Source organism: Marinoscillum sp. (genome assembly GCF_040222955.1).
GTDB lineage: Bacteria > Bacteroidota > Bacteroidia > Cytophagales > Cyclobacteriaceae > Marinoscillum.
Genome location: NZ_JAVKCA010000025.1, coordinates 103,940 through 119,378, shown reverse-complemented (window position 1 = coordinate 119,378; position 15,439 = coordinate 103,940). Strand labels below are relative to the sequence as shown.

Genomic DNA, 15,439 nt, shown 5'->3' with positions numbered 1-15,439 from the left:
GAAAAGAATGAGAAAATTAAACTTTATACATCAGCCATTTTTTGCACTGGTATTTGTACTGATACTAGTTGGCTGTCAGGATGTGCTTGAGGAAAACCCAAAGGGCACCCTCACACCTGAGTTTTTTGCTACCGGGCAAGGTCTGGAGGGTGGTGTTACTGCGGCATACTCTTATTTGCGTTATTACTATGGTACCGAAGGTGGTCATAACCTTACCGTGTACGGCACAGATGAGTTTACCAACGGAAACCAAACCTCGAATCCTCCACTGAATGTGTACTCCGGTATTACTTCGGACAATGGAGATTTACTGACTCCCTGGAACAGAGCTTACCCGGCCATTAATACCTGTAATGGCGTAATAGAGCTGGGAGCCGGTGCCACCGATCTTTTGGAGGAAGCAAAAACCAATATCATAGCAGAGGCCAAATACCTTCGTGCACATTGGTACTTTCTGTTGGTGAAGACTTTTGGCGGAGTTACCCTTGATCTGGGTTCTGGTCCTTTGAGATTTAACCAGACACCTTCCAGTGAATTTAAACGTGCCTCCCTGGCTGAAACCTATGATGCCATCATCACTGACCTGGAGGAAGCTTCAGTGGAATTACCGAATTCACCTCGTGATCCGGGTAGGGCCTGGAAAGCTACCGCGCTTCATCTGTTGGCCAAAGTGTACCTGACCAGGGCCTGGTCAGAGGCCGCTCAGTCCGCTGATTATGACTCTGCATTGGCTAAGGTAAACAAGCTGATTCCTTCGCCTTCTTCTCCGGTAGGTAATTACAATGCGGCCTTACTCAGCGACTTTGCTGATGTTTTTGCCGAAGGAAATGAATATAACAGTGAAGTACTCCTTACTGCGAATAGGATTGGCAATGTGGATTTTAACGTGATCGATACCAATACCGGTCAGAATGACGCTAACCTACAGCAGAATAGAAGCAATTTCTACTTCAGGATGTTTTACACTGACTTTCCTGGAATGATCCGGGACGTGGAGAATGGACGCCCCTGGATCAGGTTCAAGCCTACAGATTACCTTCTCAACCTGGCGTTTTCTGATAAAACAGTTGATTCCAGGTTTGATAAGTCGTTTCAGACTGTATGGTATGCCAATGATGAGACGGAGTTTGATCCTGACAACCCCACTGATGATCCGTACCCGAGATGGTCTCAGGCCGAGGCGGATCAAGGTTATGTGGATCCTTCTCTGGTGGGACAACGTAAGTTCGATTTGGGGGACACGGCCGTATGGTTTGTGCCGGATCACATCACGCTCACTCAGGATGAAATAGCCCAAAAAGGATATACCGTACTCTTGCCATCCTATACGAGCGGTCAGAAGGGACATTTCCCCAGTATGAGCAAGTATAATGCGGTGGAGCGGCCGGTGCCTGGTACTGAGGACGATCCCAACGTGGCCTCTTACAGGTCTTACATTATCTACCGCTTTGCGGAGACTTATCTGGTAGGTGCAGAAGCGGCATTGATGAAAGGCAACACGGCACTGGCGGCAGACTATATCAATACCCTGAGGAGACGTGCGGCATGGCCGGGGATGGAAAATGACAATGAGATTGTGGCAGGAGATGTAACCATTGATTTTATCCTTGACGAAAGGACCCGTGAATTGGCTGGTGAGCAAACCAGATGGTTTGATCTGGTACGTACCGGAAAGCTGGAGGAGCGCGTGAAGCTTCACAATCCTGATGGTAGCCCCAATGTACAATCGTATCACCGTCTGAGGCCTATTCCTCAGGACCAGATTGACAGGACTGTGGGGGATTATGGCCAAAACCCGGGATACAATTAATGGTTGATCACAACATTTTAAAGAGATTCTTATGAAAGCAACTAAAAATATATTTCGAATAGCCCTTATCACGCTCACAGTTGGCCTTCTGGCCAGCTGCGAGGAAGATGCTACAGATAAGTTGACAGGGAAGTTACCTGCATCCAATGCAGTGGATCTGAGTGCCCGCATTTCAGGGTTTGATTCTGATATTACCGGCGAGGGTGCACAGCTTACTGCTACGGGTAGTGATTTGAGCGAGGTGTTGAGGGTAATGATAGGGGGAGTATTGGCATTGAATGTAGAGTCTGCTGAATCTACCGTGTCTTTCACAGTACCCACAGTGCCTATAGGGATGCAAGATGTCGTGTTTATCTTTTCGGGAAGTGGCAGGGCTTATGCTGAGATTGAGGTGGTTCCCATTCCGGTAATCAGCTATTTTGACCCGATCTCAGGAGGAACGGGCGATTTGATCACTATCTATGGCTCCAATCTCAATATTGTAGATGCCGTGCAAATAGCCGGAGTATCTGGCAACGTGGTACGGGTAGCTGCCGATTCTGTGCAGTTTGAGGTACCAGCCGGAGCATCCAAATCAGGGCTGACCGTAGTTTCGGATGCAGGAAGTGTTACCAGTGCAGTGGAGTTTATCTCCTGCGAAGAAGACCCCACCAACAAATATTGCCTGACTCCTGTGAACACAAACGGGGATTTTGAAGCGGGAACACTTGGAATTGTAGGTGCAGAGGGCGCTACCGGAGGGAACTGGTTCCTCGCTGGCAATGGCACCCGGGCGACTTACGAAATCATAGAGGAGTCTGGTTATGGGCTAGGTCGTCGCACGCTCAAAGTGAGCGATATTACCAGCATCAACAACTTCTGGGAGCATCAGGTTGTGAACGATGGGTACGAAGTGCCGGCAGGGAAACGATTTATTTGGTTTGGAAGGGTATGGTCCGACGCAGATGGCCGGTTGATGCGAGTGGCGGGAGGTGTTTCTGTTCCGGGTTACCAGGATATGCTGAATACCACAGATTTCACACTGGTACAAGGTTGGAATTTACTATCTATCAACACGCAGCACGACATGTCCAATGACCCTCCTCAGCTCAATACTCAGGTCAGGGCTCAGATGAGTTTTGGGTTTGCTGAGAATGCAGGTGCTACCTTCTTGTTCGATGACATGCGAGTGGTGGTTTCCGGAGATTGGGTAGACTGTTCATCCCAGACAGATTTGTTTTTTGACCTGTATAATCAGTATAGCCGGGATAATGGGTGTCCCTTTTAACCAATCATCCAAAATCTATCAGCCTGTTTTGTAAATAGGTTGATAGATTTTGATATTGCCACTTAGATTGTATAGAACACGTAGTTCTACCGTGCAGAAAGCAAAAAACATCCATGAATTTATTTGATTTAACAGGGAAAGTAGTAATAATTACCGGAGGAGCCGGAGTGATCGGAAGTACCCTGGCAAGGAGCCTGGCAGAGGCCAAATGTAAGCTTGTCATTTTGAACAGGGATCAAACCAAAATTGATCAACGTGTAGCAGAGCTGAAGGAAATTACTCCGGACGTGATCGGCCAGGTCTGTGATGTGTTGAATGTTAAAGAACTGGAAGAAACGAATAAGCTCATACTCGAACAGTTTGGCAAAATTGACATTCTGATCAATGCGGCTGGGGGAAACATCCCCGGGGCCACACAGTCTGATGTCCAGCAGATTTTTGATTTGAAAATTGAAGCCATCGACCAGGCCATGGACCTCAATTTGAAAGGTACTGTTTATCCTTCACTGGTTTTTGGTCGGTCTATAGCAGAAAATGGATCAGGAAGTATCATTAATATCTCTTCCATGGCCACTTATTCAGCCATTACCAGGGTACTGGGTTATTCTATTGCCAAATCCGGTGTGAATACTTTCACCAAATGGATGGCTTGTGAGCTGGCCCGAAAGTATGGGGATAAGGTGCGCGTGAATGCCATAGCGCCAGGATTTTTTATTGGCGATCAGAATAGAGAGCTGCTGCTCAATCCTGATGGATCATTGACAGACAGAAGCAAGAAAGTAATCAATAAAACCCCCATGGGAAGGTTTGGTGAGATCAAAGAGCTTTCCGGAGCTGTGCAGTTTCTGTGCTCGGATTCTGCAAGTTTCATCACGGGTGTGGTACTGCCGGTAGATGGCGGGTTTAGTGCATTTAGCGGTGTGTGATATAGTATTTTGAATTTTACGAGACTTCTTCATACTGCTCGAAAAGGGTGGATCAAAAACTCCATCCTTTTCTTTTTTTAAGGCGCTTCGCTGTGCGATCAGTGCTTTGAATGACCCATTTTGTGTGGGCAAACCCACTGCGATGAAGAGCGGTCGGGTGCAACGATAGGACCGGGAATGGATTAATATGTCTCGAATATGGGGTTCATTGGTCATTTGACAGATCGCTTCTAACCTTGGTTGCTACTTCTTTCACCTGACGTAAGTATTTTAGAGGGTATTGGACTCCCCTCGGGATGAGGTGGTGGTGGAATAGACGCACACGTTTTTTGCTCCCCAATCAATGATTAAAATAATTAACCTAACAGAATTTAATAATGACAGAAAAACCCAAAACAAATATCAAGTCAATAGCACTTGTAGCAACTCTCGGAGGTCTGCTCTTTGGCTATGACACAGCTGTGATCTCCGGTACCGTGGGTTCATTGCAGGCTTTTTTTGTGGATCCTCGCGGACTCGATGAGCTCTCTTCCAATTCCCTTCTGGGTTTTGCCGTTTCCAGTGCTTTGATAGGATGTATCATTGGCGGAGCGATCGGTGGCCTCATTGCGCATAAATTTGGCAGAAGAGGTGGCCTCATGCTGGCAGCGGGATTGTTTGCGATATCTGCACTGGGATCCGCCGTTCCCGAGCTGGGGTTCAGGGCCATAGGAGAAGGTGATCATACTTTTTTGACCCACTTTGTGGTGTACAGGATCATCGGCGGACTGGGTGTGGGTATTGCTTCTATGCTTTCGCCTATGTACCTGGCTGAAGTATCTCCGGCAGATAAGCGTGGTTTTTTTGTGTCCTGGAATCAGTTTGCGATCATTTTCGGGATGCTGGTGGTTTATTTTGTCAATTATTCCATTTCCCTTCAGGGGGATGATCAGTGGTTAGAAACAGTCGGTTGGAGGTGGATGTTTGCCTCAGAGCTTATTCCAGCTTCATTGTTTATCATTTTCCTTTTCACTATTCCTAAAAGCCCAAGATGGCTGGCCTTGATGGGAAGGTATGAGGATTCTTTGCAGATTCTCAAAAACATCAACGGAGAGAAAATTGCCAATGAAGTTTTCAAGGAAATCAAGGATGCGATTAACCTGAACAAGAGTAGCGCGCTTTGGTCGTTTGGTTTTGCAGTTATTCTTATTGGTTTGTTGTTGTCCATTTTTCAGCAATTTGTAGGGATCAACGTGGTGCTTTACTATGCACCGGAAATTTTCAAGAATGCCGGGTCTGGAACCAATGCCGCTTTACTTCAAACCATAGTAGTGGGTGCCGTCAACCTGTTATTCACCGTCATAGCGATTCTGCTGGTGGATAAGCTGGGCAGAAAACCCCTGCAGATCATTGGAGGTCTGGCCATGGGCGTGAGCATGGTTGGTTTGGGACTTACCTTTTCCATGGACGCCATGGGAGTAGGTTCACTTGTATTCATGATGCTATATGTGGCGGCCTTTGCCATTTCATGGGGTCCGGTCACGTGGGTATTACTTTCTGAGATTTTTCCTAATACCATTCGGGACAAGGCCATGGCCTTTGCGGTGGCGGCCCAGTGGATTTCTAACTTTGTGGTGTCACAGACTTTCCCGATGATGAACAACAATTCGTGGTTAGTGGAAAAATTCAATCATGGTTTTGCTTATTGGATTTATGGAATTGTAGGCTTTATCGCTGCCTGGTTTGTTTGGAAATTTGTTCCCGAAACCAAAGGGAAGAGCCTGGAGGAAATAGAGAATCTATGGCATAAGTAAGTTTTAACATAAAATGATCAAGAAGGCACAGTCAACGGAAGCCACACTTCCGGTAACTGTGCCTTCTTTTGTTTAACTAATATTAATATAAATTAAACAACATATTTAGACCTGTGAATCATATGATGCCGAGGTATGCAAAATCAGCTAACCTCGATTGGATGCTGTTGATTCGATCTGGGATGGGTCTTTTCTGAATTTCAGGTTTTTACAAATCGATGGAATCTTTTGACTGGTGAATCCCTTCATTCAACGTCCTGGGCGCAAGGATGACCGAAAGAACAAATTTTGTGTAATTATTCTCAACAGTTTTGAAACAAAAAAAAAACTAGAAATGTTTCATAAATACGCAAAATTAACCAATCACAACATCACGGTTTGGAGGTGCTTCCCATCAGGTTCCTTAGCGTTTTTAGGTGTACTTTTTTTACTCAATATCTATCAAGCCTCCGGCCAGACGGTCATCAATGGGTATGCGAAAGTGACCAATATCGCAGGTACTACCATTACTCTGAGTGATGTAGATGAGACCAATGATCGGTTCGAGGTAGGAGAAAATCTGATCATCATGCAAATGCAGGATGATGTCATCGGTGCAAATACTGGAGATGATCCATCATTTGGTGACGTGTCGGATATAGGGTCTGCAGGGTTATACGAAATGGCCGAGATTCAAAGTGTGAGCAGAACATCCAACACCCAATGGTCTGAAGACTTTCAGGGTGCCAATATGGGTTGGAGTGTTGCTTGTTCCGGGGGTGCCTGTATCGATCCGGTGCTCTACAACAATGGTGGCGGAGATATTATACTGCTGGCGCAAAATACAGATGCGGATAATGGAAATTACTCCTATTGGTTGACCAATCCTATTGACATTTCATCTTATGCCTACATTGATTTATCGGCAACCTTTTTGCAGTTAGGTCTTGATCCGGAAGATTCTCTTGTGGCCGGCTACTACCTTGATGGATCACCCTCTTATATTCGTTATGATCAGGGAGTATTGAGGGACTCGTTTGCAGACACCACCCTAAGTGCATCGAATATTAGTGGGACATCCATACGACTGGTGGTATTTTTTATCACCAATGCAGCCGATGATTATGCAGGGATTAATAACATTGTAGTCACCGGCTATTCTTCAGCCACTTCATTGGAAGTAACCTTAAGTCTGACAGAATCTTACTCTACAGGTGCAAATGCCTCCGTTCAGGTGATTACCTATCCTGAAAGTGTTAATTTTTCTACTACAGATGACCTGACCGCTATAGATTGGGATGGCAATATAGGTGGAGTATTGGCTATGGAAGTCACCAACACGCTGACACTCAATCACAATATTAACCTCGATGGTAAAGGGTTTAGAGGTGGTGGACTAAATACCCTTGCAGAATCGTCTTCAGATTGTTATCCGGCTGTTTATAGGACCAACGATGGCGAATATGGTAGAAAAGGGGAGGGAATTTATAAAAACACCACTGCGCTCTACGAAGGAGCGAGAGGCAAACTTGCCAACGGAGGAGGTGGAGGAAGTAAGCATAACTCTGGAGGAGGTGGTGGTGGAAATTTCACCGCAGGGGGACTAGGAGGACCCGGATATAATAACGGTGCACCCGCAGACGGTTGCGATGATGATCCCTCAGGCGATGCAGGTACCGGTGCGGGAGGATACGGAGGCGCTGACCTTAGCCACTACATCTCTGCCAGCCGCTTATTCCTTGGTGGCGGTGGCGGTGGCGGTCAGCAGGATGGAACGACGGGTGATTCAGAGGCTGGTGGCGATGGAGGAGGTATTGTCCTCATCAAGGCTACTAATTTGGATGTGCCGTGCGGAACGGGAGTTTCGATCACGAGTAATGGTGAAGGATTTCCGCTGGCATCCGGCGATGCTGGAGCAGAAGGGGCACCTGGAGCAGGGTCAGGAGGAACTATCATTTTTCAGGTAGTGACATACAACCTTACATGTCCGCTAGCTACTGAGGCCATGGGTGGCGAAGGTCAATCTGCGGTAGATCCTGAACCACACGGCGGTGGTGGCGGAGGCGGCAAAGGAGTCACGATTTTTTCCGGATCAGTGCCTTCTACCAACTACACTGCCGACAATAGTCAGGGAGCCGGAGGTTCGAACGGTACCAACGGGTATGCCGGCTCAGCTGACTCTGGAGATACCTCACCAGGCAACGGTTCCTATGATCCGGATGGAATGCTCGAATCTCAGGAAGGACCACTTCCGGTGGAGCTACTTTACTGGGGGGGAGAAGATGCTGGTTCGTATAATATGCTCAAATGGGCAACCTCGAGTGAATTGAATAACCAGTTTTTCACTGTTGAGCGTTCATTTGACGGGCATCAATGGACTGTATTGACCTATGTGGAAGGATCAGGCACCTCCAAAGTAGAAAACTTTTATGATTACGCGGATTTCATTAACCACACAGACCAGGTGTATTATCGGCTTACTCAGACCGACTTTGATGGTCAGCAGGAGGTTTTTAAAATTATTGTAGTAAAGCCTGAAATTGAAGAAACCAATTTACTACTGTATCCAAATCCGAGTGATGGCCGCTTCATGGTCCAGCTCTCATCATCTCTATCAGACATGACCAAATGGAGGATTTATGACTCCAGTGGCATTGAGGTGAATGCCTCATTCACAATAGAGAATAGCAAAGTGCTATTCAATATGGAAAACTTTGCTCCGGGGCAGTACCTTTTGAAAATGAGCGACGGAGAGAACTTCAGGACGCTCAGGATAATGTTGGAATAGCCGGATATTGGCATTCAGTTTTATTCCATTTTGAAATTGAGAAAAAATCAACCAGTTTAGAGGATCAAACACTAACCTTCTTAAAAACCGGTGGCATTTTCTGTGAAATTTGGTAGTGATAGTGAATTGGTGACACGTTTGCGTGCCGGAGATGAGTATGCCTATAGCAAGCTCTATGAGAAGTATGCAGCCAAAATATACAATATCAGCAGAAAGATGGGACTCCTCCATGAAGATGCTGAGGGGGTAGTGCAGGATGTCTTTATGAAAATATGGAGGAATAGAGAGAACCTCGATAGTTCACTTTCCTTCAATGCTTATATCATTTCTATTGTCAGGTCCATTGTGTTTAAGCAGTCCCGTAAGCGGGCCCGGTTTGTAGCTTTTCAGCATTATGCCATTACCTATTGGCCTGGAGAGAGCAATGAGACCGAAGAGTATGTCATCTTTTCGGATTTGGATGAGTTGTCCAGTAAAGCAATTGACGAGTTACCCACCAAGCAGAAGCAAGTCTTCATGATGAAGAACTTCGAGCACCTGACCAACGAAGAGATCGCTGAGCGGCTTAAGCTTTCCACACGGACAGTTGAAAATCAGATTTATAGGGCGACAAAATCACTGAGAGAAAAGCTCATAGACCTTAAAGTCGTTTCACCCGGAGTGATCGGATTGATCTTTATGTTGTGATAATCCTAACAAATACGATCTTTTATTGATAACAGCGCTGGTATTTCATTCTTTTTCATGATTTTATTGTAAATATCAAAATCCCTGTGAGTATAATGAGTGAGTTGAGGCTATATAGTAGCGTAAACCAAAAACAATGGATCGACTCACACACATCCGGAAATACTTTGATGGCGAGCTTTCTCGGAAGGAAGCAGAGAATTTTTTAGAATGGTATCTTTCTGAAAAGAGTGAAGAGGAAATGTATGCCGAGATAGATAAGCTGTGGCATGCCAAAGGTAAAAGTGAATTTGAGTGGAAGGGTGACGAGTTATTTAAGAAAATTACCGAAAGCAAGGACAACGAACGAACGCTGGGGGTAGCACGGGAGATTCCGGCAGTAAAAGAAACCAGACATCTGATGTGGTGGAAAGTAGCTGCCGCTGTACTATTGCTGGCGGTTTCGTCATTTTTGCTTTATCCCCGGGAAGAAACACCCGCAGTGCAGGCCGTTGCTGAGGTGGTCAAATCGAATCCCGCCGGACAAAAATCAAAAGTATATCTTCCTGATGGCACCATCGTCAGCCTCAATTCGGAGAGTACCATTTCATTCATGGAAGAGTTTGCCGAAGGCCGCAAAGTGTACCTGGAAGGCGAGGCCTTTTTTGACGTGACGGAGGATCCCGCCAGACCTTTCACTGTTTACAGTGGTCAGTTGGCCACCACGGCTCTGGGTACTTCTTTCAATATCAAGTCGTATAACAATGAACAAACTGAAGTGTCGCTGATTACCGGCAAGGTGAAAGTAGAAAAAAGCAATTCGGAAGAGATGGTTTACCTCACTCCGGGAGAAAGAGCAGCTCTGGGAGCAGATCAATCCATTATCAAGGGAACCGTGGATTTACAGGCTGTTACCTACTGGAAGGAGGGAGTGTTATATTTTGATAAGACAGATTTGAATGAGGTGGTGGAAACACTGGAACGCTGGTATGGAGTGGATGTATTGGCTTCCGGGGATTTGCCCTTTATTAAATGCTCTGGTACTTTCCAGAAGAACGAATATTTATCCAATGTCCTTGACATACTCAGTCACTCAGTGGGCTTTGAGTATCAGCTGGAGGGCAAAAAAGTAACACTTAAATTCAACGAAAAATGATGCGTATGAAGAAAAAATGACTCTCAAAAAAATCCGGGGACTTGTGGTAAATCCCCGGTTGAAATCATCAAAATCAGCATGACAGAAAGTTGACGCTTTCATGATTGCCAATCTGACCTAATGTTCAATTAACTCATAACAAAAATATGAAATACATATTTCAAACCATCATTATGGTTACTAAATATTCTATGTACACTTTTCTGGCCCTGGTGCTCACCATGTCCTCTATTCTGGCCGATTCGGTGGCTGGACAGGTGAAGAGTGTGAAAGACGTGTTTATTAAGCTAAATGTTCCTGAAGGCTCGCTCGATGAGGTGCTGAAGGACATTGAGAGACAAACCAACTTCAGGTTTTTCTATACGGATAAGAGTCTGGGTGAAAATGTGAGCCTATCGCTTTCGCGAAAGCGTGCAGCCGTGGCTGACCTTTTGCTGGAGGTGTCAGGGCAGACAGGTGTCCACTTCAGGCAGGTCAATCAGACCATCAGCATCAGCAAGGGCAAAGGTCAGATGACCGAGCCCATAGAGGTGATCATCAATAAGCAAACGGACGTGACTGGTAAGGTCACAGACGAAAATGGGGATCCTCTCCCTGGTGCCACCATCCTGGAGAAAGGCACCAGCAACGGCACCATTTCGGATTTGGAAGGTAACTATAAGCTGAACGTTTCCGATGGTGGTATATTGATCGTGTCCTTTGTGGGCTTTCAGACCATAGAGGTGCCAGTAGGAGGCCGATCTGTGATCGACGTACAGATGGCTCCCGATTTCACAAGCCTGGAAGAGGTGGTAGTAGTGGGTTATGGTTCGGTTAAGAAAAGTGACCTCACCGGTTCAGTGGCTCAGGTAAAGTTGGAAGAAGTGAAAGATATCCCTGCCAACTCAGTGGAGACCATATTGCAGGGAAGGGCTGCCGGCTTGCAGATTATCAACTCATCGCAGGATCCCGGAGCAGGAGCTACCGTCAGAATCCGGGGTGGGAGTTCGCTACGTGGATCTAACTCTCCACTGGTAGTGGTAGATGGATTTCCAATGGGAGATGCCGGAGACCTCAAACAGATCAACCCGGCGGACATTGAGTCAGTAGAGGTACTCAAGGATGCTTCAGCTTCCGCAATTTACGGTTCTCGTGGGGCCAATGGAGTCATTATGATCACCACTAGAAAAGCCAAAACAGGTCAAACCAACATCAGCGTAAGGCAGCAAACCACGGTCTCAAGGTTTACTTCAAAACTCAACCTCTGGCGCAACCCGGCACTGATGGCTCAGCTGAACAATGAAGCCCGCAGTAATGGTGGATTTCCACCGGTATACATTGGTGAGGTGAGCCCTTCTGGCGTTTACTATCCGTCTGTTGAAGAACTGGCCACAGGAGAATGGCCATACAACACCAAATGGGATGAAATTGTATTCAGAGACAATCCTATTTCCAATAACACTACTGTCAGTATATCCAGCTCAAACGAGCGCACCAACTTTAATTTAAGTGCTAACTACTTCACCGACAAAGGGGTTTATATTGATGATGATTACTCCAAACTCAATTACAACCTCAACATCGGTCACAAGGTGTTTGACAACTTCAAAGTGACTTTTACCAATATTCTGACCAGGGGTAAACGTAATGCCAATGGAGGACTCGCTTACTGGAGAAACCCGATTTTTCCGGTTTACGATGAAGATGGGGATTACTACTTGTTGAATAATAATGACTTTGGTCATCCTGTGGCTATTTCAGAGAACAGGAAAAACATTTCGAAAACACTGGATGTGCTTTCGTTTTTGGATCTGGAGTGGAAGGTGGCACCTTCAGTCACACTGACTTCCCGCCTTAACTATAAATTTGGTTTTAGTGTGAATGACGTGTATCAGCCAAAGCGCTATACCGAAGCTGGACAGTTCAACAATGGTGCCGCATCTATCAACAATTGGCAACTCAACACACTGGTTAGCGAGACTTTTGCCAATTACACCAAACTATTGGGTAAGCATGAAATCAGCGCTACCATCGGCCAGTCGTATCAGTATGATGAAATCAGGTCTTCAAATCTTACAGCGTATGATTTCGTGAACGAAACCCTCCAAAATGAGAACATGGGGGCCGGAAACCCCGAGCTTAACGACATAGGAAATGGTCTTTCAGAGACCAAATTGGTGTCCGGTATTTTCAGAGCCAGCTATGCTTATGACAACCGATACCTGTTTACTTTCACATCCCGGGCTGACGGATCTTCCAAATTTGGAGAAAATAACAAATGGGCCTATTTTCCTTCAGGAGCAGTAAGTTGGAAAATTCATGAGGAGGGATTTATGAATGGTCAGGGCTTCTTTGACCAGTTGAAATTGCGTGCCAGCTATGGAATCTCTGGCAACCAGGGGATTTCACCTTACCAAACACTTAGCCGATACGGAATTAGCAACTATTACAATGACGGTAGCTGGATCACGGCTATAGGCCCGGGACTGGAAGTAGGCAGAACTGGTCAGGATGGAATAGAAGTACTTTGGGGAGGTATACCCAATCCTGATTTGAAATGGGAGACCACCGCGCAGGCCAACTTTGGCGTGGATATGGCCATCATCAAAAACAGACTGAGAGTTACTTTTGATTACTATCAGAAATACACTGATAATCTACTTCAGGAGCGGATTTTACCACTTTCTTCGGGCTATGACAGGATGTGGATCAACGATGGATCTATTGAAAACAAAGGAATAGAGCTCACACTGGACGGGGACATTGTTTCCAGAGGAGATCTGAAAGTGGGAGCCACTTTGATATACTATCGCAACAGAAATGAAGTGACCAGCCTCGGCAATACTGAGGAATCGGGTCTCATCACAGACGCCAACACCGATATGCAGTTTCAGTATTCGGGCAACAGCCTGGAAATGTTCAGGGGTTATCCTAACCTGTTGGCTATCGGGCAGCCTGTAAATGTGTTTTATGGCTATCAGACCCATGGTATAGTACAGACACTGGAAGAGGGCGTAGAAGCTGGTCTGGAGGGAGACCTGGCACAGCCGGGAGAGTTTAAGTATGTAGATATCAATGATGACGGAGTGATCGACGAAAATGATCGCACCATCATTGGTGATCCCAACCCGGACTTCATGGGAAGTTTAAACCTCAGTGTGAGTTATAAAAACTTTGATTTCAGTGTATTCCTCAATGGGGTTTTCGGAAATGACGTGTTGAACACTCAGGCTTTCAATCAGCCGAGTATGGTACCCTTCCGATGGACGCCTGACAACCCAACCAATGAATACCCGAGTTTGAAGGATGGCAGACAGACCAAGTTTTCAGACTGGTGGTTGGAAGACGGATCCTTTGTGAGAATCCAAAACCTCAACATGGGGTACACGATCAAGTTGCCAGCTGCTATTTCAGCACGTGTGTTTATGAATGCGTCCAACCTTTACACTTTCTCCAAATTCAACGGATATGATCCGGAGGTGGGGACAGACGGAAGGTACTGGGGAGGATATCCTCGCCTCAGAAAATGGACATTGGGTTTGAATTTGACATTTTAACGAGACACAACGATGAAACTAAGATATTATACCTTCATTATACTTGGTCTTTTGATGACCAATGCATGTGATCTGAGTGAAGAGCCCTATGGTTTTTACTCGGAGGATAACTTCTACAACTCAGCCGAAGACGCAGAGGCAGCCATCACTTATGCCTACGATGCGCTTACTTTTCTGGAGTATTCCAGAACCGTGTTTTTGCTGGGAGATATGCCTACTGATGAGTGTGGGCCTAAGGCCGATGAAGGCCCTGATGCGCAGGACCTTAACAATTGGAAAACTGATAATTTTTCTACCAACAGAAGCCTGGTGAACTTCTTTAAGTACGCCTATATTGCCATCAACAGATCCAATGCAATTCTGGATATAATCCCTCAGTCGCCAATCGACGAAGACCTGAAAGGCAAATACCTGGGTGAGGCCCATTTTCTGAGAGCATGGAATTATTTCAATTTGGTTAGAAATTTTGGCCGTGTGCCCATGCATACTACATTGGTAGCCTCCCTCAACGAGACTTCTGCACCTTTGGCCGTAGACTTGGATGAGGTATATAATCTGATCCTTTCAGACTGCCGCAAGGCCGCTGAATTACTCACGGTCAATCAGGCAACGGGAAGGGCTGATAAGGTAGCTGCACAGGCTTTGGCTGCCAAGGCCTATTTGCATATGGCGTCTTCCAAAGGGCACAACGTGCCTTTATACGGAGATCTGAGTAGAGATGTCAATGCCATGTATGACAGTGCGGCTTACTTTGCTGCTGAGGTGATCAATGGTCAGTCGGTATATGGTTTTGATGATACTTTGCTGGATATTTATGATGTGGATCAGCCGAAGGGCCCGGAGCATATTTTCCTGATGTCCATGGATAGGTCAGGAACCATAGAAGGTGATTATTCGAAAATCTCAAAACTTTTCGTTCCCTACATAGCAGGAGGGGATATCTATCTGGACGATAATGATGGCTCTTACACCGTATCTCATGACGGGTGGAGCGTATTTCAGACCAGAGAGAGTTTTTACAACACATTTGACGCGGCAGACCAAAGAGGGCAGTTGCTGCTGGTGGATGCCGTGTACGATGCTGCTGGCAATGAGATCGCTTCCTTTCCGGGTTCCATGCCTTATCGTTTCTCCAGAAAGTACATCGACCCGCACTTCATCACGGATAAAACCAGTACCAAACCGTACCTCATTCGTTTTTCGGATATCGCACTGATCTATGCAGAAGCGGCTGGTCCTGTGACTGAAGCCTATGACTTGGTGAATTATATCAGAGGCCGGGCAGGTTTGGGTGATTTGACTCCTGGCCTTTCTGAGGAAGATTTCAGACAGGCTGTGTGGAATGAGCGTGGTTGGGAGCTGGCCTTTGAGGGCAACAGGCTCTATGATTTGCGAAGGTTCAATGTGGTGAATGACCTGGTGGAAGAAGCATCCGGTCTCACAGACGAGGAGGTAGCTTATTACCCGATTCCACAGGTGGAGATTGATCTCAACCAGGGTTTATAATTATCAACGCAA

At 46.1% G+C, this 15,439-nt stretch carries 9 protein-coding genes; all 9 read left to right on the top strand.

Translation table 11 applies throughout. The features are described from left to right. The first annotated feature begins 7 nt into the window (after positions 1 to 7). The 9 genes from RIH33_RS21490 to RIH33_RS21450 all read left to right on the top strand — a co-directional run bounded on the left by RIH33_RS21490 (position 8) and on the right by RIH33_RS21450 (position 15,427). A complete protein-coding gene (locus RIH33_RS21490; protein WP_406651595.1) occupies positions 8 to 1,810 on the top strand; it encodes a RagB/SusD family nutrient uptake outer membrane protein in 1,803 nt (600 codons plus the stop codon). Between the two features lie 31 nt (positions 1,811 to 1,841). Further along, positions 1,842 to 3,077 carry an IPT/TIG domain-containing protein gene (locus RIH33_RS21485; RefSeq protein WP_406651594.1) on the top strand — a complete coding sequence of 412 codons (1,236 nt, stop codon included), beginning with the start codon at positions 1,842 to 1,844 and terminating at the stop codon, positions 3,075 to 3,077. Positions 3,078 to 3,190: 113 nt separating this feature from the next. Beyond that, entirely contained in the window at positions 3,191 to 4,003 is an 813-nt protein-coding gene (locus RIH33_RS21480; RefSeq protein ID WP_406651593.1) for an SDR family oxidoreductase, read from the top strand. 377 nt (positions 4,004 to 4,380) lie between these two features. Next, positions 4,381 to 5,796, top strand: coding sequence for a D-xylose transporter XylE (gene xylE, locus RIH33_RS21475; RefSeq protein ID WP_406651592.1), 1,416 nt, complete (start codon positions 4,381 to 4,383; stop codon positions 5,794 to 5,796). A gap of 334 nt (positions 5,797 to 6,130) precedes the next feature. Continuing rightward, positions 6,131 to 8,563, top strand: a complete 2,433-nt coding sequence (locus RIH33_RS21470; protein WP_406651591.1) for a T9SS type A sorting domain-containing protein — start codon at positions 6,131 to 6,133, stop codon at positions 8,561 to 8,563. Between the two features lie 102 nt (positions 8,564 to 8,665). Further along, positions 8,666 to 9,250, top strand: a complete 585-nt coding sequence (locus RIH33_RS21465; protein ID WP_406651590.1) for an RNA polymerase sigma factor — start codon at positions 8,666 to 8,668, stop codon at positions 9,248 to 9,250. A gap of 136 nt (positions 9,251 to 9,386) precedes the next feature. Continuing rightward, positions 9,387 to 10,385 (top strand): FecR family protein, encoded by a 999-nt coding sequence (locus RIH33_RS21460; RefSeq protein WP_406651589.1) that lies wholly within the window; start codon positions 9,387 to 9,389, stop codon positions 10,383 to 10,385. Between the two features lie 146 nt (positions 10,386 to 10,531). Beyond that, complete coding sequence (locus tag RIH33_RS21455) at positions 10,532 to 13,921, top strand: SusC/RagA family TonB-linked outer membrane protein (RefSeq protein WP_406651588.1); 3,390 nt, start codon at positions 10,532 to 10,534, stop codon at positions 13,919 to 13,921. Between the two features lie 12 nt (positions 13,922 to 13,933). Then, the gene (locus tag RIH33_RS21450; RefSeq protein WP_406651587.1) at positions 13,934 to 15,427 is read left to right on the top strand and encodes a RagB/SusD family nutrient uptake outer membrane protein; all 1,494 of its coding nucleotides are present in this window, start codon (positions 13,934 to 13,936) and stop codon (positions 15,425 to 15,427) included. The last annotated feature ends 12 nt before the right edge of the window (positions 15,428 to 15,439 follow it).

What these genes read in the sequence shown, in the direction of transcription:
- RIH33_RS21490 (WP_406651595.1), top strand. Translation starts at nt 8, where the DNA reads ATGAGAAAATTAAACTTTATACATCAGCCATTTTTTGCACTGGTATTT.
- RIH33_RS21485 (WP_406651594.1), top strand. Translation starts at nt 1,842, where the DNA reads ATGAAAGCAACTAAAAATATATTTCGAATAGCCCTTATCACGCTCACA.
- RIH33_RS21480 (WP_406651593.1), top strand. Translation starts at nt 3,191, where the DNA reads ATGAATTTATTTGATTTAACAGGGAAAGTAGTAATAATTACCGGAGGA.
- xylE (WP_406651592.1), top strand. Translation starts at nt 4,381, where the DNA reads ATGACAGAAAAACCCAAAACAAATATCAAGTCAATAGCACTTGTAGCA.
- RIH33_RS21470 (WP_406651591.1), top strand. Translation starts at nt 6,131, where the DNA reads ATGTTTCATAAATACGCAAAATTAACCAATCACAACATCACGGTTTGG.
- RIH33_RS21460 (WP_406651589.1), top strand. Translation starts at nt 9,387, where the DNA reads ATGGATCGACTCACACACATCCGGAAATACTTTGATGGCGAGCTTTCT.
- RIH33_RS21455 (WP_406651588.1), top strand. Translation starts at nt 10,532, where the DNA reads ATGAAATACATATTTCAAACCATCATTATGGTTACTAAATATTCTATG.
- RIH33_RS21450 (WP_406651587.1), top strand. Translation starts at nt 13,934, where the DNA reads ATGAAACTAAGATATTATACCTTCATTATACTTGGTCTTTTGATGACC.